This window comes from Terriglobales bacterium, from assembly GCA_035487355.1.
Classification (GTDB): Bacteria; Acidobacteriota; Terriglobia; order Terriglobales; family Acidobacteriaceae; genus QIAW01.
In genome coordinates this window covers 64,187-86,156 of record DATHMF010000093.1, presented here as the reverse complement: position 1 = coordinate 86,156, position 21,970 = coordinate 64,187, and the positions used below count along the sequence as shown (strand labels likewise).

Annotated in this window: 15 protein-coding genes; 7 read left to right on the top strand and 8 right to left on the bottom strand. The window is 56.6% G+C overall.

Going from position 1 to position 21,970, the window contains the following annotated elements; genetic code table 11:
* Positions 1-164: 164 nt before the first annotated feature.
* Positions 165-2,786, bottom strand: a complete 2,622-nt coding sequence (locus VK738_17320; protein ID HTD24422.1) for an N-acetylmuramoyl-L-alanine amidase — start codon at positions 2,784-2,786, stop codon at positions 165-167.
* Positions 2,746-3,621: a lytic transglycosylase domain-containing protein gene (locus VK738_17315; protein ID HTD24421.1), complete on the bottom strand. Its 876-nt coding sequence runs from the start codon at positions 3,619-3,621 to the stop codon at positions 2,746-2,748. The genes VK738_17320 and VK738_17315 overlap by 41 nt, the downstream gene beginning before the upstream one ends.
* 478 nt (positions 3,622-4,099) lie before the next feature.
* Here VK738_17315 and VK738_17310 point away from each other — a divergent pair, with 478 nt between their 5' ends.
* From VK738_17310 to VK738_17300, 3 genes are all read left to right on the top strand, one after another.
* Positions 4,100-4,600: a zinc ribbon domain-containing protein gene (locus VK738_17310; GenBank protein HTD24420.1), complete on the top strand. Its 501-nt coding sequence runs from the start codon at positions 4,100-4,102 to the stop codon at positions 4,598-4,600.
* A 52-nt stretch (positions 4,601-4,652) separates the two neighbouring features.
* Positions 4,653-5,774, top strand: a complete 1,122-nt coding sequence (locus tag VK738_17305) for a Rieske 2Fe-2S domain-containing protein (protein ID HTD24419.1) — start codon at positions 4,653-4,655, stop codon at positions 5,772-5,774.
* Between the two features lie 77 nt (positions 5,775-5,851).
* A complete protein-coding gene (locus VK738_17300; protein ID HTD24418.1) occupies positions 5,852-8,386 on the top strand; it encodes an AMP-binding protein in 2,535 nt (844 codons plus the stop codon).
* Positions 8,387-8,533: 147 nt separating this feature from the next.
* Here VK738_17300 and VK738_17295 read toward each other — a convergent pair whose 3' ends face one another.
* The 6 genes from VK738_17295 to VK738_17270 all read right to left on the bottom strand — a co-directional run bounded on the left by VK738_17295 (position 8,534) and on the right by VK738_17270 (position 16,816).
* Entirely contained in the window at positions 8,534-9,406 is an 873-nt protein-coding gene (locus VK738_17295) for an SDR family oxidoreductase (GenBank protein HTD24417.1), read from the bottom strand.
* A 252-nt stretch (positions 9,407-9,658) separates the two neighbouring features.
* Positions 9,659-12,412, bottom strand: a complete 2,754-nt coding sequence (alaS, locus tag VK738_17290) for an alanine--tRNA ligase (protein HTD24416.1) — start codon at positions 12,410-12,412, stop codon at positions 9,659-9,661.
* A gap of 232 nt (positions 12,413-12,644) precedes the next feature.
* Positions 12,645-14,081: a sialidase family protein gene (locus VK738_17285; GenBank protein HTD24415.1), complete on the bottom strand. Its 1,437-nt coding sequence runs from the start codon at positions 14,079-14,081 to the stop codon at positions 12,645-12,647.
* 11 nt (positions 14,082-14,092) lie between these two features.
* On the bottom strand, positions 14,093-14,626 hold the full coding sequence (locus tag VK738_17280) for a regulatory protein RecX (GenBank protein HTD24414.1): 534 nt from the start codon (positions 14,624-14,626) through the stop codon (positions 14,093-14,095).
* Positions 14,627-15,110: 484 nt separating this feature from the next.
* Complete coding sequence (locus tag VK738_17275) at positions 15,111-16,235, bottom strand: type IV pilus twitching motility protein PilT (protein ID HTD24413.1); 1,125 nt, start codon at positions 16,233-16,235, stop codon at positions 15,111-15,113.
* Between the two features lie 434 nt (positions 16,236-16,669).
* Positions 16,670-16,816 (bottom strand): hypothetical protein, encoded by a 147-nt coding sequence (locus VK738_17270; GenBank protein HTD24412.1) that lies wholly within the window; start codon positions 16,814-16,816, stop codon positions 16,670-16,672.
* A 548-nt stretch (positions 16,817-17,364) separates the two neighbouring features.
* On the opposite strand from VK738_17270, the gene VK738_17265 reads away from it, so the two are divergent.
* From VK738_17265 to VK738_17250, 4 genes are all read left to right on the top strand, one after another.
* Positions 17,365-18,129 (top strand): hypothetical protein, encoded by a 765-nt coding sequence (locus tag VK738_17265; GenBank protein HTD24411.1) that lies wholly within the window; start codon positions 17,365-17,367, stop codon positions 18,127-18,129.
* A 151-nt stretch (positions 18,130-18,280) separates the two neighbouring features.
* Positions 18,281-19,570 carry an NAD(P)/FAD-dependent oxidoreductase gene (locus tag VK738_17260; GenBank protein HTD24410.1) on the top strand — a complete coding sequence of 430 codons (1,290 nt, stop codon included), beginning with the start codon at positions 18,281-18,283 and terminating at the stop codon, positions 19,568-19,570.
* Between the two features lie 74 nt (positions 19,571-19,644).
* Entirely contained in the window at positions 19,645-20,550 is a 906-nt protein-coding gene (locus VK738_17255; protein ID HTD24409.1) for a thioredoxin domain-containing protein, read from the top strand.
* Between the two features lie 102 nt (positions 20,551-20,652).
* Positions 20,653-21,912, top strand: a complete 1,260-nt coding sequence (locus tag VK738_17250) for a hypothetical protein (protein HTD24408.1) — start codon at positions 20,653-20,655, stop codon at positions 21,910-21,912.
* Positions 21,913-21,970 lie beyond the last annotated feature (58 nt).

Genomic DNA, 21,970 nt, shown 5'->3' with positions numbered 1-21,970 from the left:
GCGGGTCAGACGCGATTCGGGGCCCTTCAAAGACCTGCGAGCAAGTGGGGGTGGGGGGATCCCACAAACCTCCGAAAATCAGCGTTGATCCGCGTTCATCTGCGGCGAAAAGCCTTTGCCGTTGCTTTTACTGAGGACTGACAACTGAGGACTGAGGACTGCTACTACTCGCCCTGGTTACCACGATTCAGAGCCAGCTTGATCCCGCTCAATCCGCCGACGTATTTGGAAACGCCGCGGTAGAGTGATTCGGCGATCTTCTGGCGATACTCCGGGGTCTGGAGCTTGCGTTCGTCGTTGGGATTGCTGACAAACGAGATCTCTGCCAGAATCGAGGGCATATTCGCTCCGATGAGAACAATGAAGGGAGCTTTTTTCACGCCGCGGTTGCGCATTTTCGAACTCTTGGTGGAAAGTCCGGTGTACATGGCGTTCTGCACATCCGAGGCAAACTCCCGCGACTCTTCGATCTTTTCCTTGAGGGCGATCTTCTTCACCAGGTCCTGTAGCTCATGGATTGATTTTTCCGAGACCGCGTTTTCACGGGCAGCGACCTCGAGCGCATCGGTCGAGGAGGTGAAGTTCAGGTAATAGGTTTCCACGCCGCGCGCGCTGGGATCGTGGCTGGAGTTGGCATGTACCGAGATGAACAGGTCCGCCTGCTCCTGGTTGGCGATGGCCGTGCGCGTTTCCAGGGGAACGAAAGTATCGTCGCTGCGGGTATAGACCACCTCGGCGCCCATCTTCTTCTGCAGAAGCTTGCCCAGGCGCAGCGCCACGTCGAGCACCAGGTCTTTTTCCTGCAGCCCATTCGGACCGACCGTGCCGGTGTCATGTCCGCCGTGGCCGGCATCTACCACGATGCGTCCGATCTTCAGTCCGAGCGCGCGGATCAGTGACCGCTGCCCGTCAGAGGACGGCTGGGCCTCGTGGCTGACGATATCGGAATCGTCCTCCTCTTTTCCTTTTTTGTGAGAGCTTCGCGACACTTCTACTTTCCCATTGAGCGGAGCTGCTTCTTCATCGTCTATTTTGTGGGATCGTGTTGTATCTGCACTGGCTTCTTTCTGGGAGCTGCGCGTCGCTTCGCCATCGCGCTCACCGCGCGGAACAACTTCTTCAAAAGTAGGCGCAGTCGTGGGCTTGCTGGTGGCCTTGACCACCGGCTCATCCGATTTACCCATGGCGAGCGAAGTCGCCGGATCGTTGCTGGCAACATCAGAATTTTTGCCGGCAGACTTTTCTGTCGTCGTCACCGCCGTCTTCTTCTCGGGCTGCGGGAGGTCGGACAGTTGGGCGGGTGGTCGCTGTACCGTCGGTTTCGTCGGCGGGAACAGGGCCGCAATCATGTTGGAATTCCGCGTATGCACAACCGGCGGAGGTGTCACAGCCGGTTTGGCCGTGGGTTTTACTGTGATCGGTGTCTGCTCTGCAGTTTTGGTTTCTTGCTCTCCGGTTTTGGGTGCAGAGCTGTTTTTTGCCGTGTTGTTTGCGACCGGCGGCGCCGGCTGCTGCGTCGCAGTGACTGCCGGCTTTGTGCTGGCAACCGTCTTTCCTGCGGAAGTTTCTACATCGCCGGCATCGGTCCATTTGGCCGGAGCCGTATTCTTTGCCGTCAAAACTTGCGACTGCGGCTTACCGTGAATATCAATAATCAGCCGGTAGGGATTAGGCAGCAGAAACGCCGAGTACTCGCTCACCGGATCAACTTCCAGCACCACGCGGGTTACGCCGCGCTGATACTGGGCTACGCGGATCTTGCGCAGGAAGCCGTCATCCACTTCAAAAGACTTGCCCGTCAGCTCGGGCGCGAGCTTGGTATCCTGCAGATCGAAGAAAACGCGATCGGGCGAAGGAATGCGCCCGGCCTCGTATTTGACCTCATCTTCCAGATCAATGGCCACTCGCGTGTAATCGGGCGTGGACCAGTGCCGTATTCCGGTCACCAGCGGCAACTTACCCTTACGTGAATTGTCGTCGGGATGCGACTCGGCTTCAACCGGCTTGAGCTTTGCATTCTGAGTTTCGCGGGACCGCGCTGCTTCGGCGCTGACTTCTTGCTCAGCCTTTGCTTCCTTCTTGGCTTCGCGAGGTTTCTTTTTGTTCCTTGCGGCAGCCAATTGCGGATGCGCAATATCATCCAGCGCCTGCCGCGCATCATCGCTCAGCCGATGCATAGGGTGATGTTTCAGAAATTCTTCAAAGGAGGCCTTGGCCTTGTCGTTTTGCTCCAGGTCTTCCTGATAAATCTTGCCGATGGTGAACATGGCGGCGGTGTTGTGCGCGCTGCCCGGGTACTGCTGCATCAGGAACTGATATTGCGCAATGGCATCCTGCGATGCCTGGGGATCATGAAAGGCGCGTCCGGTCTCGGCCAGCAGCTCGGCCGTATCCACAATGCTCTCATCGGCCTGGCGGAAGTTAGGACAAATCGAATAAACCTTGCGAAAGGCCTCGGTGACGCGGTTGTAATCACGCCGCGTGCGCTCTCTTTCCGGTTGCCCGTTCAGCGCCTCACGCATCTTCTGGGCAGTTTCGAACTGCGCCTGGGCCAACTGTTTCTTTTGTGTCAGAGTCCGCTTGGCCTGGGCGCAGGGAACCAGCGCCGCAGCGACAGCACACAGCAAGAGGGCGCGTTGAAAACCACGGTAGGAATAAAGACGAATTGGAGCGCAACCAGTCAGACAAGTCCTCTGGGATTCGTTAACGTTCACCTTCCGGCCGCATTGCTCCGCTTCCGGTGACTCAGTCCACGTTGCTGAAGGCCATGTGACCTGCAGCATCATGCGTGACTCGAATTGGAGCCCGCGTCGGCCCGCCCATGAAATTGAAGCCGTTGCCGTACATCTCCGTGATCTGGCGCACGTAATTGCGCGTCTCACGGAAGGGCGGAATGCCTTTGTGCGAGTGCACCGCGGTCTCGCCCGCGTTATAAGCCGCCAGAGAGAGCCGCACATCACCGCCGAAGTTGTCCAGAAGCTGCTTCAGGTGCCTTACCCCGGCATCAATGTTTTCCGTGGGGTCAAAGGGGTTGTTCACCTTGAGCGAGCGTGCTGTGTTCGGCATGATCTGCATCAATCCCATAGCGCCCTTGCGCGAGACTGCATGCGGGTTGAAATTCGATTCCACCTTGATGACCGCGCGTACCAGGTTCGGATCCACGTTGTGCTTGGCCGCCGCCTTCTCGATCGCCGCATTGACCTTTTCTGTAGTTAGATATGTGGCGCTGGAGCCAGGTTGCGTCTCGCCGGGCTGGGTTTCCCCTTGCGTTTCCGAAGTGCTCTTACTGGCAGCCGTTGCCGTCTCGGTCGCAGCCAAAACCTCGGCTGCCGCCGAACGGGCCCGGTTGCCGGTCAGGCTGGGCGCAGGCACTGCTTTCCAGCGGTGCTGAGTGTTGCTCCAATAGACATACTTCACCTGCCGCCCGTCCATGGAGATGCTGCCTGAAGCCGCGTTGGTGGAAGCGTTCAATGTGTTGGTCGGTGAACTGCTGTCGTTGACGTAAACAACCCGGCCCCCGGCATCGCGTACGAGTGTTATCCCGTCCGCGGCCGTGGCTGGCCTCGTCACCAGCAGCAGAAAAGTAAAGGTCATCAGGACTGCAGTTCGGTGTTTTGTCATTAAGTTCGCCGTTGAAGCTGCCGCCAAAAGTGAGCGCAGCCCCCACCTAACCCAAACCCTGACAGAGATTCGTCCAGAGTATGTGCATTATAGGACGCCCACCCGCCAAGAGCAATGCGAGCAAACAGGCGGAATCAGGGAAGTGAATGGGGAGAAAACCGGAAGAAACCGTAAGTTAATAGGACGCTTTCAGGTGTTTAATGTAGATTACTAAGGTAATCTCCGAGGGTATTGACAGGCGAGAATGAAGTGCATTGGAAAATGTGCAATCACACAGCTTTCACAACGCCGCGTTTCCGAGAACCAGGGATTAGGAACCGCGTTAGCCCCAAATGTGAAAGCCGAAATAGCATGAACATTGGGCGAAGAGACTGTGCCATCGTGGCTGCGAAGCTCTTAGAAATACGGAACCGTTGATGCAGCGATCACGTATCCAACAACAGATAGAATTGTTAAGGTCCTTACTGGAGGCATCTTCATGTTTTGCAATGCATGCGGTAGCGAGCTGGATGCGGAGCAGAAATTTTGCAGCAAGTGCGGCAAGACTGTGGGCGTGGCAGTTACGCCCAGTCAGCGCAGCAAGGTGCGGAAGCACATTCATATCCTGGCGATTCTATGGCTGGTTTATTCCACCTTCAACTTGTTGCGCAGCATAATCCTGCTGGCCGTGACGCATACTATTCTTGCCCAGACCACGCATTGGCCGTACATACCGGCGGGGCTTCAGGCAATATTGCAGCCGGTGTTAAGCGCGCTGGCTATCGTCAGCCTGATCAAGTCTGTTGCCGGTATTGCGGCGGGAATCGGTCTGCTGCAGCGTTCTCCGTGGGCCCGGATGCTCACGCTGGTCCTGGGATTTATCTCGCTGATCAACCTTCCGTTCGGAACTGCGCTGGGCATCTACACCATCTGGGTTTTGTTGTCGCAGAATTCCAGCGAGGAATATCAGGCGCTTACGCACGAGACCGTTACCGCGTAGTCGAATTGCGGATTCGCAACTCTTAACTTGGTACTCTATATTAATTAACTGCATGAGTACCGAATCCACTCCTGCCCGGACTGATTGGCTCTACGGCTTCTGGTATCCCGCGCTGCGCAGCGACCAGGTACGCGGAGACGCGATGGCTACCGCCATGCTGCTGGGAATTCCACTCGTCCTGGGACGCAAGCGCACGGGCGAAGCTTTTGCCATGCGCGATGCCTGTCCGCATCGCGGCATTCCCCTCAGTTACGGCCACTTCGACGGAGAGCAGGTGCAATGCTCCTATCACGGCTGGTGCTTTGAAGCCAAGAGCGGACAGTGCCGCGAGATTCCATCGCTCACCACCGATGCCAAACTGAAGATTGACCGCATCTATGCCAGCGCCTTCCCTTGCGAAGAGCAGGATGGTTTCTTCTGGGTCTATCTTCCCGAATCGGTCACCTCAGGCACTGGAGGACAAACCCAGTTGCCGCCTGAGCTACCTCTAGTTCCACGCGTGCCGACTTTTAGCGAAAAATATGTGCTTACGCATCTGGCGGCCGATCTGCCCTGCTCGGTGGACCACGGAATCATCGGACTGATGGACCCGGCCCACGGGCCTTTTGTGCATCAATCGTGGTGGTGGCGCAGCAAGCACAGCATCCATGAAAAGCAGAAGCACTTTGAGCCCATTCCTAACGGCTTCCGCATGAGCGCGCATGCGCCCTCTTCCAACAGCGCGCCTTATAAACTCATGCGCATGGCGGGTGTAAACGCCAAGCCCGGCGACCAGACCGTAACCACGATTGATTTTGTTCTGCCTAACCTGCGGGTTGAAAGCGTGCGTTATGGCGAGGGATGGTTTTCGACGCTCACCAGCGTCACCCCGATTACTGCAACGCATTGCCGCATTGACGTGCGCGCAGCATGGAACATCTTCCGCTGGGCCACGCCGCTGGTGCTGCCCATTGGACGGTATTTCGGAAAAAAATTTATCCGGCAGGACCAGCTCACCATGGAGCAGCAGGCCGAAGGGCTGAAGTACAATCCGAACCTCATGCTGATTGACGATGCCGACCGGCCGGCCAAGTGGTACTTCGCGCTCAAGCAGGCGCTGCTGGATGCGCGGCGCGTGGGCGAGCCCATGAAGCATCCTCTGAGCGAGCCGGTGGTGCTGAAGTGGAGAAGTTGAGCAACACGGCGGAATGTCGTGCAATGTCGTGCCCCGAAACAACCTTCATGATGTACAACAAGCTATAGTCGTACCTCATGCCGCGGCGCTCCATCCTCGAATACCTGGAAAACTTCAACCGATCAGACATCGCCTATATGCATCGCCGCGGCTACCGCAGCTACCGCTGGAGCTATCGCGAGGTCGCAGAAGTTGCGGCGCAATTTGCGCGTGAACTGGAAGCCCGGCAAATCGGCAAGGGCGAATACGTTCTTCTCTGGGGCGAGAACTGCGCTGAGTGGATCGCAGTCTTTTGGGGATGCCTGCTGCGCGGCGTGGTCGTGGTACCAATGGACCGCACCTCTGCCCCTGATTTTGTGCGACGAGTTGCGGAGCAAGTTACACCGAAGCTGGCCGTTTGCTCAGGAGACCTTACTTCCGAGCTGCAATCTGTTCCCGTTTTGCAACTGGAAAATCTGCGCGAACTGATGCGCCCCCGCGAGCGTTACACCGGGCCGGAGGTGCAGCGCAGCGATGTAGTCGAGATCGTCTTCACCTCCGGCGCTACCGCCGAGCCCAAGGGCGTGGTCATCACTCACGGCAACATTCTGGCTAACCTGGAAACTTTCGAGCCGGAGATTAAAAAATATCTAAAGTACGAGCGCGTTTTTCATCCCATCCGTTTTCTCAACCTGCTGCCCTTGAGCCACGTCTTCGGGCAGTTTCTGGGAATTCTTATTCCGCAGCTAATTGCGGGAACCGTCTATTTTAATGACACGCTGAACCCAGCCGAGATCTTGCGCACGATCAAAAGCGAGCGCATCTCGGTGCTGGTGGCGGTGCCGCGCATCCTGCATTCGCTAAAAGAAAAACTGGAACGGGACTTTGAATTAACAGGGCGCAAAGATTGGTTTCGCGCGCAGCTTGAGCAGGCCGACCACGAACACTTTGTGCGCCGCTGGTGGCGCTTCCGCAAAATTCATGACCGCTTCGGCTGGAAGTTCTGGGCGCTGGTTTCGGGCGGGGCGACGCTCGATGCTGAAACCGAAGAGTTCTGGCGGCGGCTGAGCTTTGTGGTGATCCAGGGATACGGCCTCACCGAGACCACTTCGCTCATCAGCGTGAACCATCCTTTCCGGCTGGGGCGTGGTTCGATTGGAAAAGCACTGCCAGGAAAAGAAATCAAACTCGACGAGAGCGGCGAGATCCTAGTACGCGGCGAAAACGTGGCCGCCGGTTATTGGCAAGCGAGCAAGCTGCAGACAGTGGCTAGCGATGAGGGCTGGTTCCGCACCGGCGACCTGGGAGAACTCGATGCCCAGGGCTACCTGCACTTCAAAGGACGCAAGAAGCAGGTGATCATCAATGCCGAGGGAATGAACATCTATCCGGAAGACCTGGAAGCGGCGCTGCGCTCGCAACCGGAGATCCGCGACTGCGTGGTCGTGGGCCTCGAGCGCAACGGCAACGCCGAGCCTTGTGCCGCGCTGCTGCTGCGCGACTCTGCCGCTGGTTCCAATGATCCGGAAATTGCTATGCAACGCGCCAACGCCACTCTGGCTGCTCACCAGCAAATTCGCCGCTGGTTCCTTTGGCCCGAGCCGGACTTCCCACGAACATCCACGCACAAAGTACGCGCTAATCTGGTCCGTGAAGTTGCCCAGCAGCAACTCACCGTACTGGATACAAGCGCAGCGATAACTACAGCCGGGCAAAGTCCGCTGGGCGAACTGATTGCCCGCATCACCAGGCGGCCGCAGCAAACGCTCTCTTCTGACGCAGCCCTGGAAGATGACCTCAACCTCAGCTCGCTCGACCGCGTGGAGCTGATGAGCGCACTGGAAGACCGCTACCAGGTTGATCTGGATGACAAGACCTTCAACGAGGTAAGGACTGTGGGCGAACTGGAGCAGGCCCTGCACCGCTCCGCACCGCAGACGTCAGATTACGAATATCCGCGCTGGGCGCAACGCTGGTTGGTGCGATGGATTCGCGTTGCGGTTTATTATCTGCTGATCTGGCCGGCCAATATGTTGCTGGCCGCGCCGCGTGTGATAGGGAAAGAAAATCTGAAAAACTTTCCGGGACCGGCGCTGGTCATCTGCAATCACACCGCGTATGTAGATGTTGGTTTTGTTCTAGCGGCCTTGCCCATGCGGCTTCGTCACCGCCTCGCGACCGCCATGGCGGGAGAGCGCCTGCTCAACATGCGCCACCCGCCGCGCGATTGGTTTTTTCTGCACCGCTGGATTCGCCGTGCAGGCTACGTGCTGACGGTTGCGTTGTTCAATGTTTTTCCGCTGCCCCAACTCTCCGGGTTCCGCGACAGCTTTGCCTTTGCCGGAGAGCTCGTAGATCGCGGCTACAGCGTGCTGGTCTTCCCCGAAGGGGAACGCACGCCGGACGGCAAGATGCACCCATTTCGCTCAGGAATCGGACTGCTGGCGACGCGATTGAATATCCCAGTGATTCCCATGCGGATTGATGGATTGTGGGAGCTGAAGCGCGCCGGCAAACAATTCGCCGCTCCAGGAAAAATTACGGTCAGAATTGGGCCGCCGGTAAGGTTCGCCCCCGGAACCGATCCCGATCAGATCGCACGTGAGCTGCAGAAGAGGATTTACGATTTGTGAATTACGAATTACGATTTGAGCTGCTAGTCGCTAGCTTCTAGCTGTGTTTGAGCATCGAAGACGCCTGCATTATCGAGTCCCAGAAACAGCTAGTGGCTAGGAGCTAGCAGCTCAATCGTAAAATCGTAATTCGTAAATCGAAAATTCCTATCTCGCTGCTTCGGCCTCGTGGGCAAATGCAGAGGCATAGTCGCTGGCAAATTGTTTAAACGCAATGGGCTTGTAGCCGGTGACCTGTTCCACAGCGCTCGATACCTCGGCGGCCGACCCGGCTTTGTTGAAGGCCTGCAGATCGAGCACGCCATCGGCCAGCCACTCCTGCATGCCGACTTGTAATAAAAACTTTTTGAGCTCGGCTGGAGGCAAGTCCACGTATTTGACCTTTTTGCCAATCAGTTTTGAGATCAGCGCCGCAACCCAGTCGTAGTTCACCGCCTCGGGTCCAGTGAGCTCGTAGCCCTGGCCTTCGTGCCCGCCTTTGCTCAGAATGTGGGCGGCGACGCTGGCGATATCGCGCGCGTCAACGTAGCTCACGGGCGCATCGCCCGAGCATCCAAAAATTGCTCCCTGGGTCTTGATGCTTCCGGCAAAGCCCAAAAAGTTCTGCATAAATGTATTGGGCCGCAGGATGGTGTAGGGCACGTCCGATTCAATGAGCTTTTCCTCGGCTTGGGCATGCCACGTGCCGAACATGTGCCGTCCGCCGGAGTCGGCCCCGATGGCCGATTGTTTTACGATGTGCTTCACGCCCATGCGCACCGCCTCTTCAATCAGGTGGCCCTCAAGCGAAGGAAGCTGGGGCAGAGGCGAGCAGACAAGATAAACCTTCTCCACGCCCTTCATGGCCTTGGCCACCTCTACGCGGCTGCCGTAATCGCCCACGACGGCCTCCACACCCTTGGGCGCGAGATCACGCTTGGCGATGGTGTAATACATGCCGCGCACTTTGGCGCCGCTGGCCAGCAGTCTTTTTATCAGCTCGCTGCCAACGTTCCCCCCGGCTCCGGTCACCAGAATCATATGGGTTCTCCTGGATGTGTTTTTTTGAGGGGATAAGTGTAAATGGAGAAGTGCGAATTATGAAGGAAGAATTTACGATTTATGATTGTCGATTTACGATTTTGAGAAAGCGCAAAGTCAAAGTCTAACCACAAAGGACACAACGGCAGACGAAGGAACACGAAGCAGAAGCAAAGAGAATCTTCAACAGCTAGAAAGCAGCGGCCAGCAGCTCAAATCGTAATTCGTAAATCGTCAATCGTAAATCCCCAGCTATTTCGTCAGCGACTCCACCACGGCATAGGATTCGTTCAATGCCGCATCCAGCGCTGCGGGATTTTTCCCGCCGGCTTCGGCCATATCAGGCCGGCCGCCGCCTGAGCCGCCTACTTTCTGTGCGATTGGGGAAATGATCTTGCCCGCCTGGATCCTTCCCGTCAGGTCTTTGGTTACGCCTACGATGAGGGCGACCTTTTTTTCTTTGGTTTTGGCGCCGTTTTCGCCGTCGCTCTCAACTTCTACCGTGGAACCCAGCACGACCACGCCTGAGCCCAGCTTGTTGCGCAAATTGTCGACTAAAGTGCGCATCTGCGGGCGCTCGAGATTATCCACCCGCTGCGCCAGGACTTTGATTCCGTTGACGACTTTGACGTTATCCTCCGCCGAAGAGACCGAAGAGGCAGCCGACTTCATGCGCGCCTGGTCGAGCTCTCTCTGCAGTCGCTTGATCTCGGCGGCGTGCTTTTCGAGTCCGGCTTTCAGGGCTTCGGCGGGTGTTGCCGCGGCCTCGCGCCGGCTTACCAGGTTGCTGACCACCCGCTCGAGTTCATGATCTTTACGGAAGTGATGCAGCGAGCCTTCGCCGGTCACGGCCTCAACGCGACGCACACCTGAAGACACGCTGCCCTCGTTAAGGATTTTGATCAATCCGATCTCGCCGGTTTGTGCAGTGTGCGTGCCGCCGCAGAGTTCGGTAGAGAAATCACCGATCTTGATCACGCGCACGCGCTCGCCGTACTTTTCTCCGAACAACGCCATGGCCTTGTATTCGTTGACGGCCACGTCTATGGGCACGTCTTCAATGGTCTGGACTTTGGTGTTCTTCAGTACTTCCTTGTTCACAATGTCTTCAATGTCCTGCAATTCTTCATCGGCTACCGAGGTGAAGTGCGAGAAATCAAATCGCAGATGCTGAGGATCAACCAGCGATCCTGCCTGCTTCACATGCTTGCCCAGCGTCTCGCGCAGAGCGGCGTGTAAAAGATGGGTCGCAGTGTGGTTGCGCATGGTCTCCATGCGGACTTCGGCGTTGACCACGGCATCAATCTTCTGGCCGGCATGAATGAGCTGCCGGGCGATGGCTTTGTGGGCGCGCACACCCTGCACCGGCGCATAGCATCCCTGGACCTCGGCGACCACGGTGTTGTGTTCATCGTTATAGAACCAGCCGGTGTCGCCCACCTGACCGCCGGAGTCGGCATAGAAAGGCGTGTGGTCGAGAACGATTTCGCCGTGCTCGCCTGCTTTCAGCTCTTTTACCCCCTGGCCCTCGCGAACGATTGCCAGCACCTCACAGTTACGTGATTCCGTCTGGCGGTAACCCTCGAAGACGGTTTTATTCAGCTCACGATATGCGGGAGATGCCGTTGCTTTGCCGGCCCCGCCCTTCCATGACGCACGGGCGCGCTCGCGCTGTTCGGCCATGGCGCGGTCGAAGCCTTCGCTGTCGAAAGAGACTCCCTGGTCGCGCGCCGCGTCTTCGATGAAATCGCGCGGCAACCCGAATGTGTCATAGAGCTTGAAAGCTGAAGGGCCTTCAAGGACCGGTTGTTGCGGGTTACGGGGTTTTGTCTCCGCAATTAATTTTTCAAGTTCGCCAAGTCCAACGTCGATTGTGTGCGCGAAACGCGTTTCCTCTGTGTACACAATCTTCGATACACGCTCTGCACCCTCAACCAATTCCGGGTATGCGTCCTTCATCAAGTCGCGGACGGCGTGGACCATCTCATACATGAAGGGCTTGTTGGCCCCGAGGATGCGTCCGTGCCGGATGCCGCGTCGCATGATCTTGCGCAGCACGTAGCCACGGCCCTCGTTGGCAGGCATAACACCATCGCTGATGAGAAAAGTCGTGGCACGAGCATGGTCGGCAATGACGCGCAACGATGCTGCGGAACTGCTCTTGGATTCGTTCTTCAATTCTTTTTGCAGATCAACGCCGCATAGTTCGGCAGCACGCTTCATGAGCGGCACAAACAAGTCCGTATCATAATTGGAAATTACGCCCTGCTTCACCGAGGCAACGCGCTCCAATCCCATTCCGGTATCAATCGAAGGCTTAGGCAGCGGATTCAGTTTGCCTGAAGCGTCGCGGTCAAACTGCATGAAGACCAGGTTCCAGATTTCTACGTAGCGTCCGCACTCGCAGCCGAATTTGCAGTCGGTGTGGCCTTGATCAGAGGCTGCTACGCCCATGTCGTAGTGAATCTCGCTGCATGGCCCGCACGGCCCGGTATCGCCCATCTGCCAGAAGTTATCTTTCATTCCCAGTTCGAAAATGCGTTCTTTGGTCACGCCCTGATCGAGCCAGTACTGGTAGGCTTCTTCATCGCGCGGAACGCCCTGCTCGCCCTTAAAGATGGTTACGTAGAGTTTCTCTTTGGGAATGTTGTACCAATCTTTTCCGGTGACCAACTCCCAGGCGAAGCGGATGGCGTCTTTCTTGAAGTAGTCACCAAAGCTGAAGTTGCCCAGCATCTCGAAGAACGTATGGTGACGGTTGGTGAAGCCCACGTTTTCCAGGTCGTTGTGCTTGCCCCCGGCGCGGACGCACTTTTGCGAGCTGGTGGCGCGCAAGTAGTCGCGCTTTTCCAGCCCCAGGAAGACGTCTTTGAACTGGTTCATGCCGGCGTTGGTGAACAGCAGCGTGGGATCGTTCGCCGGAACAAGGGACGAAGAGTGCACGCGCCGGTGTCCCTGCTGCTCGAAGTAGCGCAGGAACATCTCTCGGATTTCGGAGCCTGTCATATCTTTTGATTCTAGCAGTGTACAGGCAGGGAATTCACCGCGGAGGCGCGGAGGGATTGAGTCATTGAGTCATCGGGTCATTGAGCCATTGTGATTGAGCTGCTAGCTCCTAGCCTCTAGCTGTTTTTGGGACTCGATACTGCAGGCAGCCTCGATGCTCAAACACAGCTAGAAGCTAGTGGCTAGCACCTCAATCGTCAATCGTAATTCGTAAATCGAAAATTGGCCGGAGCTAGTGGCTAGTAGCTGTCTTGTTAAAATCCGCAATCCCCACGCGCACGATGGTGCGGGGCGCTCGATGCCTGTCTCCATCGCCTGCGGAAGCAACGGCGCTTGCGGAAGCAACTTCCTCAGCCCATACGCCAAAGATGCGGCCATCCCAGGCGGCAATTCCTGTGTAGTCGCCGATGAAGTCTTTGTTTCCCTCAAAAGGTTCCCTCGTCCAGGCGTAATTCACAAAAGTTTTGCCGCCGTCGGTGGAGCGGGCCAACGTGACCGTGGTCCGGCTATTTTGAGGATCACCCCTGCGGTCATAAAAAACCACATTCGCTGCTCCCGTTTTGGGATCAACTGCCAGCCACTGAAAGAACTGGTCAATGCCGTCGTGCAACCCATCGGAGTTGACTCGCACGGCCGGGTTCCAACTCTCACCATGATTGGCTGAGGTTGCGGAAAAGACGTCAACATCGCCATTGCGGTAATCGGACCAGGTTACATAGAGCAATGGCGTAGAAAGCAGGCCGCTGGCCGGGGCGAGGCCAATCTGGGGAAATCCGTTGCTGCGCTCAACGCCGGCGACGTCAAAGTACGGCGGAGCGGTGTCAACGATACTGTGCGAGGGAGCAAAACTTTTTCCGCCATCGCGCGATGAGGCGAAAGCAATATTGTTCCCATCGGCCCAGACTGCGTAGAGTGTGCCGTCGGGCGCGACCGCACCCGTGAATCCTTCGACCGATCCGTTGTCATCGCGCGGCAGGCCTTCGTGGGTGCTGATTTCAATCGGCGCTGACCAGGTTGTGCCGCCATCGCTGGAGCGGGAAAACAAGATCACAGATTTTTCCAGCGAGAACTCGGTCCATCCTATGTAGAGGTTGCCGGAATAGGGGCTGCTGGTGGTGTCGGCGACGATGTAAGGCTTGTCCTCAAATGGAATTCCCGGCGTTGTCGGATGCTCGATGACTGCGTGCGCGATCTTCTCCCAGCTCTTGCCGCCATCGGGCGAGCGGCGCACGAAAACGCCGTTGCGCGTTGCGTTGTGTCCCCAATAGTTAGTTGTGCCCAGCTTGTCGAACGCGATGTAGCAGAGATAAGCGGCGCCGTCAGGGCCGTACGCAACCGATACATCGCCGGAGACTTTGTAGTCCTTCGGGGCCGTGTTCTCGGCTGTGTTCCAACTTCCGCCGCCGTCGCGGGAGTAGGCAACGCTGGCATTGATTTGCCAGGCCACCACCAATTGCTGCGGATCTTTAGGATTCACCGCAATCGAAGGCTCATTGAAGAACCCCGGTGCAGCAGTGAGATTGATGACCTTTGCGCCGGGCGCAAGCGGCAGTGGCTTCGGAGCAGTCTCGGGCTCCGCTTTGCTGGATTGTGATTGCGCCCAGGCGGCTGCGGTCAGCCAGGTAATTGCGAACAAAAAGACCAGTGGCCAAAAGATGATTCTTCTCATGAGAAAAAGCCTTACTCTTCACTTAAGCTTTGTTCTTCTGATTCCAACGCGCTCAGGGTCTCATCGGGAACATGCCACTTCTTAAGAATCGCGAAGATCGTGCGGCTACTGAAGCCGGCACGCAACAGCGCACGGAAAACACGCGCGCTCTCCCGCTGATTTTCCGGCTTGCGCAGACGCTTGCGGGCCAGGTGCTCGCGCGCCAGCTTTTCTTCATTTACCCCGGAATAGGCTTCACCCACAACTTTTTCAATCACGTCGTTGTGCACGCCTTTGGTTTTAAGGTCGGTGATGACGCGGCGCTTTCCGAATTTCTCGTTGCTCTGGCGATACGCCGAATATGCGGCGGCAAACTGGTGATCGTTGAGGTATTTTTGCTCTTTCAAGCGGGCGATCACGAGATCTACCAGCAGCGCTTCTTCAGTTTTTTGCCGCAGCAGGCGCTTCAGTTCGGCCACGGTGCGCATTTTGCGCGACAATGCCCCAACCGCGTATTCATAGAGTGTAGCTTCGTCAAAGATATTGCGTTTTCGTGCGAAGGACACGGGAAGATGATAACCCAACCGCGGAGGCGCGGAGACGCGGAGATGAATTGGTGAGCTGGAAAACGGAGACCGTGCCCCAGAGCCGGGCCCCCCGCCGCACGCCGGTTTTGTGTGTGGTGGGGTAGAGGAGGGGCGGCACTTTAAATTTTGATATCACCGTGATATCAAAACCTTCACTTCGCAGGGATTTTAGGTCATCATTGTCTTGGAAGTGTGTCTGGCATTCAAGAATGCGGGCTCGTCCTTACGGTCTTTGAAAATTCATTACACAAAAAGCGGCACCCAACACCTAGGAACCGGCTGCGGATGTTTCATATCCAGTAAACATCGCGGACTTCCAGCAAGTGTCCACCCGTGACCATGACTTTCCCCAGTAAATACACGGTGATCATGCTGTTTCAGGAGGTTCTGACCACTTGCTGCAAGTGGGGGTGGTGTGGGCCGCCGGAGCGGAGTAAGGGATGGCGAATCAGTAACGAGAGCTCTACCTGCCGAAGCCGGCGGATTCCATCTGCTCGCGCGAGGAATCGGCGGTCGAGCCGATGCCCTGCACGCGCAGCTTGAAGTCGTCGGGCTTGCTGGCGTTCTCCAGCGCGGTTTCGTAGGTGATGAGTCCCTGCTGATAGAGGTCGTAGAGCGACTGGTCGAAGGTCTGCATGCCGTACTGCGAAACGCCGGCCTGCAAGGCTTCATGGATGAGCCGGGTCTTTTCCGGGGCGATGATGCACTCGCGGATATACTCGGTTGCGATCAGCACTTCCACCGCGGGCACACGGCCGGTGCCGTCAGCGCGGCGCACCAGGCGCTGCGAGATGACCGCCTTGAGCACGGCCGCCATCTGCAGGCGGATTTGCTTCTGCTCGGGCGGCGGGAATACAGAAATGATGCGGTTAATGGTTTCGGTCGCGTCCAAAGTGTGCAGCGTGGAAAAAACCAGGTGACCGGTTTCGGCGGCGTGCAGCGCCGTGCCAATGGTTTCCAGGTCGCGCATTTCGCCGACCAGGATGGTATCCGGGTCCTGGCGAAGGCTGGCGCGCAAAGCTGAAGCGAACGACGAGGTATCCACTTCCACCTCGCGCTGGTTCACAAACCCTTTTTTATCGCGGTGCAGGAATTCGATGGGGTCTTCGATGGTGATAATGTGTTCCGGCCGCTGCGAGTTGATGCGGTCCACCATAGCGGCGAGCGTTGTGGATTTGCCCGATCCGGTTACTCCGGTCACCAGCACCATACCGCGCTGCTCTTCGCAAATATGCTCAATAATCTTAGGAAGATAGAGTTCATCGAGCGCGCGGATCTTGGTGGGAATCACGCGCAGAACCACGCCCACGTTGCCGCGCTGCTGAAAGACGTTGACGCGGAAGCGTCCCAGGCCGGCCACGCCGTAGGCCATATCGAGTTCGGCGGCCTCTTTGAACTTCTGTTTTTGCCGGTTGGACATCATGCTGAAAGCCATATTCAGCATGTCTTCGGCTGAGATGCGCGGCTGGTCGGTCAAGGGCACCAGTTCACCATCCACGCGAAGATAGGGATAGTTACCGACTTTGAGGTGCAAGTCGGACGCCTTGCGCTCCATGGCTATACGCAAAAGGTCGTCTATATGGGGCATATGGTTACTATAGTTACTATAGTTACTTCCCTAATACCCGTTGACGGTATCACGGAGTGTACTATTTTCGCAATAAAAGATGACACTTTTAGGTTATGATTTGTATCCCTGCAGGACCCTCAGAACCAGGTCTTACAACCTGCAGCGGCTTTAAAAAGGTCTAATTTAAAGCACCTCTGGCCGGGTTCAGCTGGTTTGGAAAGGTCAACCAGGTGAGAATTTAGGACTTCGTCAGGAGGTTTGCATGGTCTGCAAGCACTGTCAGCACAATAATCCGGAGACAAACCGGTTTTGTGGGATGTGTGGCCAAGCTTTACCCTATCCCCAGGTAAAAAGCGCTACCACCTCTATCCCCAGCAGCAGTCCGAATCAGGCGGGTACGCTGGGCTTGCGTCAAAGTTCGGCCTCTGTAGGCCCGATTCCGCCACTTGCACCTAAGCCGCAAACGGCTGCTCCAGCAAGCTCTGAAAAGCCGGTAAGCTCTGAAAAGAAAGTACAGTTTCCGCCAGTTGCTTCACCGCCGCAAACATCAAATCCAGCGGCTTCAGCACCAGTAACTTCTGAACGACGAGTGCCGCCATCGGTGCCGCCGCCTACATCTGTGGCTCCGGAGAGAAGGCTCGGACCGCGGCCACCAATCCTGGAAGACACTGAAAAGAGAGCTTTTGTTTCACCTTATCCGGTGGTGCCGCGGGCTCCTGTAGTTCCTGAAAATAAGGCGCAGGGTCCAGTTCCAGTCGGGCCGCAAGCATCAGCCCCGGTGGATGACAGAAGAGTTACAGGCGGAGTTACAGACGAAAGAAAAGCGCCATTCCCGCGAGCTCCACTTGGACCGCAACCGTCAGCCACGGCGGCGGTTGAAAACAAAGGAATTCTGGGACAACAAACGACCGCGGCGATTCCTAACCGGAGAGTGCCAAACCAACCGTCGTACTCTCAGATTTCTCAAGCGCAACCTGCGATTCCATCTTCACCGGGAAAACCAGCGGTGAATGGAAGGCCAGGTACGCCTGAAAAGATAACGCAACCGCAAATCCCGCCACAGCAGCAGCGGACGGCAACACAGGCGCCGGGCTTAGAAAGATTACAGGCGGGCGAAAAAAGATTACAAGCGAGCGCTCCAATACGAGTGAGCGGCCTGTCAGTTCTTGGGTTGAATGACGATCCGATCGCAGGTCGTGCCAAGAATTCTGACGATCTGTATAAGACTAACTGGGGCATGCGCATCTTTGTTGTTTTTGTAATTCTGGCCTTCGCCGCTGGCTTGATGTTTCTGCAATGGCGCTCCAGCCATCCGGTGCAGGCGTCCCAACATGCGCCGACATCACAGGCGAATAATGATGTGACTCCACCGAGCCCTACTACACCACCGGCGAATAGCACCGTTGCCACGAAAGAAACGACCGGAAGTGGCGCCGCGAGCGTCCCCCAGCAAGCGCAAGACACTCAACTCAGGGCAGAAGCCAGGCCAACCAACGCTTCAGACCTCGCGGCTTCTCAGAAGGTCTCTACCCCGGCCAAGAGCGTGCCGCAAGCCGACCCAATTCGCGTAGGACATGAAGTCGCGACCAGCAAACCGCCGGTAGACCTGGAACAGCCCGTGCGGCAGGCGGAAAGCTATCTGCAGGGCAAGGGTGCGACGCGCAACTGCGACCAGGCGCTCGGCATTCTGCGTAAGGCCTCTGACTTGGGGAATCCCCGCGCGCAGATCAAACTGGGCGCGTTGTATGCTACCGGCAATTGCGTGGCCACGGACAAGGTCTCCGCGTATCGGTATTTTTCCCGCGCCATGCGGGCGCAACCCAACAATACCTGGCTTGAGCAGTACCGCTCTTCGCTGTGGAGCAACATGAACGCCAGCGAGCGTAAACAGGCCATGGAAGTAGTGAGATAGCTTCTAGCTGCTAGTGGCTCAAATCACGAATCGTACCTTGTAAAATCGAAATCCTCTACTTCTCCGCGCCTCTGCGGTTGAAAAAAGAATTTCTTCGTGTTTCCTTTGTGTCCTTTGTGGTTAATCTGATCAATCAATAGAATAGAAAGTTATGCCTGAAACCAGAAGCGATGAAGAAGCACGCCCTCATGTTGTGATTCTGGGGGCAGGTTTTGCAGGGTTGTATGCGGCGCGTGCGCTGGGCAAGCTGCCGGTGCGCGTGACTCTGGTGGACCGCAAGAACCATCACACCTTTCAACCGCTGTTGTACCAGGTAGCGACAGCCGGCCTTAATCCTGGTGACATTGCGTCGCCCATCCGGCGCATTGTGCGCAGTAACAAGAACATCAGGGTGTTTATGGCCGAGGCGGTTGGTTTCGATCTGGAGAATAAGAGCGTCAAGCTGGAAAACGTGAGTGTGCCCTACGACTATCTCATCGTCGCCACCGGGGCCACGCACTCTTACCTGGCGCATCCTGAATGGGAGCACTTTGCCCCCGGCCTGAAGACGGTGGAAGATGCGCTGGAAATCCGCCGCCGCATTCTCCTGGCCTTTGAAGAGGCCGAGCGCAAGAAGGCGGTGTTTGGAAAGCACGATCCGCTCAATTTTGTGATCGTGGGCGGCGGCCCTACCGGAGTGGAGCTGGCCGGCGCCATTGCTGAGATTTCGCGCCGTGTGCTGGTGAGTGATTTTCACTTTATTGATCCCCGCAGCGCGCGCGTTCTGCTGCTGGAATACGCTCCCCGGGTGCTCACCAGCTATCCTGAGGACCTTTCCCAGTCCGCCGAAAAACAACTGCGAAAATTGGGAGTCGAGGTGCGCACGGGAGCCATGGTCACCGAAGTTACTCCTCATAGTGTGAAAGTGGGAGATGAGGAAATTCCATCTGCTGTCACACTTTGGGCCGCGGGAGTAAAAGCATCTCCGTTGGGCGCCATGCTGGGAGAAAAAACCGACAAGGCCGGCCGCGTGCTGGTGAATCAATATCTCAACCTCGCAGGCCGTCCCGAAGTTTTTGTCGTCGGCGATCTGGCCTGGTTTATTGACTCGGAAGGAAAGACCCTGCCCGGCGTGGCCCCGGTTGCCATACAGATGGGGAGCAACGTGGCCCGCAATATCAGCCGCGATTTACGCCATGAATCGCGCAAGCCGTTTGTCTACCTCGATAAGGGCAGCATGGCGACCATCGGCCGCGCAGCCGCGGTAGCCATGATGGGCAAACTGCATCTCTCCGGCCTGCTTGCATGGATGGCCTGGCTGTTCATCCATATTCTCTATCTCATTGGCTTCCGCAACCGCCTGGTGGTGCTCGTGGAGTGGCTCTGGGCCTATCTGCGCTTCGAAAAAGCAGCCCGGCTGATTACGGATGATGAATGCAAACACAACTCACCGCATCCATAAAAGTGGCAGATCAGTTTTGCAGAAGGTGAACAGCAGGCTGCAAAACATGTATCATCAGTGCCGGTATAAATCTTATGAACAAACTCATCGCCACTGTTGCAATTGTTTTTCTTTTGCTCGGCTTCGTTTCCGCCCAGTCTCCGGCACCGACACTCGGGACTAAAACGCACGCTTCTGCCAGCACCACTGATACCAAGCTTCCCAGCAAAGATGAAGTTGATGCCGCCTTGAAGCGTACCCTGGGTTACGATCCGGGGGCCTCGTGGGAAATTCTGGCCATTCAGCCTTCGGCCGTAATGGGCGTTCCGGAGGTCATTGTTTCCATCAACAAACAGACAGCCAACCACATATATCTCTCTCCTGATGGACAGAACGCGATTATTGGCGAAATGATTCCTTTTGGGGCGGATCCTTTTGCGCCCGCCAGGGCCAAGCTGCAGGCTGCCGACGGTCCCACGCGCGGTCCACAGACACCGGCCATTTCCATCGTTGAATTCAGCGACTTGCAGTGCCCGCATTGCAAGGCCGCCCAACCCATCGTGGAAAAGTTAGCGGCCGATTTTCCCCAAGTCCGTTATGTCTTCCAGCAGTTCCCGCTTCCGGCGACGCTGCATCCCTGGGCGTTGAAGGCCGCCGAGTATTCCGACTGCGCCGCCCATATGAACAACAACGATGCTTTCTGGAAATATACAGACAGCATTTTTGCGGACCAGGACAGTATTAACGTGGCTACGGCTGATGACAAGCTGAAAGAACTCGCTACCGCAGCAGGCCTGGACGCGCAGAAGGTGGCCGCATGTGCTGCAGCACCGCTGGCCGAGGCCAGGGTGAAGAAGTCGCTGGATTTAGGGCAATCTTTAGATGTCAACCAAACGCCAACCGTATTCATCAACGGACGAAGAGTGCTCGGCCTCGCCGGTATTCCCTACGACCAACTCAAGACCCTCATACAATTTGAAATCGATCACGCCGGCAAGTGAGTCGGGCTTTTCTTGGAAATTATGTGAGAGCCATACATTTTTCTTACAAATTTCGCAGGGGTTTCTGACAACCCACTTCACCAAAAGCGGCACCATGGCCGCATGAAAAACTTTTCCTTTCTCGCGTGTAGTGTTCTGATTGTCATTTTCAACATTGCAGCCTCTGCCCAAACCGCAGACCATCCCGCGGATTGGGTGGAGCAATCAATATCAGCCGACCGAAGTGTTGCTCAAAAAGCTCAAGGCCAACTGCGCCAAATTGGACCGCAGGGCCTCGAGTTGCTCGAACAGCGCTTTGCCAGGGAGATTTTTGCGCATGGGCATGGAATCGACGTGCCGGGCGATGAGCGCTGGAAGAGAATTGCCGCGGCACTGGACCGGGTAAGCGGCCAGTACGATGATTACGCCAGCGGTTTGTACTGGTATACCGATTTCGAGAAGGCCAAAGCGGCGGCGCGGACATCGGGACGCCCTATCCTGTCGTTGCGCCTGCTCGGCCGTCTGGATGAAGACCTAAGCTGCGCCAATAGCCGTTTCTTCCGTACCACGCTCTATCCCAGCGCAGAAATTAACCAGCTCTTGAAGAATGGGTTCATCCTGCATTGGGAATCGGTACGCCCGGCGCCGCGGGTGACCATTGATTTTGGGGACGGACGCACGTTGCAGCGCACCATCACCGGCAACAGCATCCACTACATTCTGGATTCGGACGGCAAGATCGTGGATGCCTTGCCTGGTCTCTACAGTGCGCCGGTTTTTACCGCCGAGCTGCGACAGGCGGCCGATGTGGTGAAAGAAGCTCGTGGCAAGGGAACCGCCGACTACGCGGAGCATATGAAATCAACCCAAGCCCGTCTCTTGCAAGCATGGGCTACTGATCTGGCGGCCATCCATGCGACCGTGCCGTCGAGCAAGGCGCTGACCGCAGAAACTCTCGAACACAGCATGGATGATCAGAAGTGGCTAGAACTGGCGCAACTGCACGTTAATGACGCGACCTTTGATGGCGGTGTGCGCGAGTTGATGGCCAGAAAATTCCCCAGCGCTCCCGTGGCAGCACGTGTGGCCGTAAGCAAAGCGATGGTCGAAAGTCCAATGATGCGGTTGTTCTCCAGCTTGAGCCGCACGGTTTCCCTCGATACGGTGCAAAATAACTATATGCGCCGCACGAAAATACTGTCTTTTCTTGCCCGTCCGAATACGCAGTCCTTGTCGCTGGGGCAGATCAACGACTGGGTCTATGCCGGGATTTTCCTGACTCCCCGCCAAGACCCATGGTTGGGTTTCGCGCCCAAAGACGTCTTTGCTGCAATTGATGAAAATGGAGAGAAGCAATTAGGGACACTTTCTGCAACGAGGTGACAAAAACTCTTGGCGGAGCTGCGCTTGCAACATAGGATTAAGATGTGACCGGGACCAC

Coding starts and splice junctions, on each gene's coding strand:
- VK738_17305 (HTD24419.1), top strand. CDS start 4,653: ATGAGTACCGAATCCACTCCTGCCCGGACTGATTGGCTCTACGGCTTC.
- VK738_17310 (HTD24420.1), top strand. CDS start 4,100: ATGTTTTGCAATGCATGCGGTAGCGAGCTGGATGCGGAGCAGAAATTT.
- VK738_17260 (HTD24410.1), top strand. CDS start 18,281: ATGCCTGAAACCAGAAGCGATGAAGAAGCACGCCCTCATGTTGTGATT.
- VK738_17250 (HTD24408.1), top strand. CDS start 20,653: ATGAAAAACTTTTCCTTTCTCGCGTGTAGTGTTCTGATTGTCATTTTC.
- alaS (HTD24416.1), bottom strand. CDS start 12,412: ATGACAGGCTCCGAAATCCGAGAGATGTTCCTGCGCTACTTCGAGCAG.
- VK738_17320 (HTD24422.1), bottom strand. CDS start 2,786: ATGATGCTGCAGGTCACATGGCCTTCAGCAACGTGGACTGAGTCACCG.
- VK738_17300 (HTD24418.1), top strand. CDS start 5,852: ATGCCGCGGCGCTCCATCCTCGAATACCTGGAAAACTTCAACCGATCA.
- VK738_17255 (HTD24409.1), top strand. CDS start 19,645: ATGAACAAACTCATCGCCACTGTTGCAATTGTTTTTCTTTTGCTCGGC.
- VK738_17295 (HTD24417.1), bottom strand. CDS start 9,406: ATGATTCTGGTGACCGGAGCCGGGGGGAACGTTGGCAGCGAGCTGATA.
- VK738_17285 (HTD24415.1), bottom strand. CDS start 14,081: ATGAGAAGAATCATCTTTTGGCCACTGGTCTTTTTGTTCGCAATTACC.
- VK738_17315 (HTD24421.1), bottom strand. CDS start 3,621: ATGACAAAACACCGAACTGCAGTCCTGATGACCTTTACTTTTCTGCTG.
- VK738_17275 (HTD24413.1), bottom strand. CDS start 16,235: ATGCCCCATATAGACGACCTTTTGCGTATAGCCATGGAGCGCAAGGCG.
- VK738_17270 (HTD24412.1), bottom strand. CDS start 16,816: ATGGCGGCACTCGTCGTTCAGAAGTTACTGGTGCTGAAGCCGCTGGAT.